This is a genomic window from Blautia sp. MSK.20.85 (genome assembly GCF_013317245.1).
In the GTDB taxonomy this organism is placed as follows: Bacteria; Bacillota; Clostridia; order Lachnospirales; family Lachnospiraceae; genus Blautia_A.
In genome coordinates this window covers 1-314 of sequence record NZ_JAAIUN010000132.1, presented here as the reverse complement: position 1 = coordinate 314, position 314 = coordinate 1, and the positions used below count along the sequence as shown (strand labels likewise).

Annotated in this window: 1 protein-coding gene; it reads left to right on the top strand. The window is 38.9% G+C overall.

The genetic code is table 11. The features are described from left to right. Positions 1-127 precede the first annotated feature (127 nt). On the top strand, positions 128-314 hold a 187-nt coding region (locus G5B12_RS17740; RefSeq protein WP_244096141.1), incomplete at its 3' end, for a hypothetical protein.

Below are 314 nucleotides of genomic sequence, written 5' to 3'. Positions count from 1 at the left end.
GGAATATCTGGATGCAGAGGATTTTCGGCATATTACGGACTTCAATCAGCTGAAAATATTAGGACATCTGGGAAGTGCAGTCAACGAAATCAGCAGGCCAGTCCTGATGCAGATTGGACGGTATGTGTTGAATGATCTGGAAAATGACCTGAAAATGGTTGCAAAAGAAAAAGAAGTAGTCTATAATGAATTTAACACGTTAATTCGTGAAAACAAAACAAATAACACAGAAAATAGAGAAGAAAATAAGGAGGAAACGGACTATGAGAGAGATCAGTTACAGCCAGAACGGAGAGTATCAGATTCCGGATATC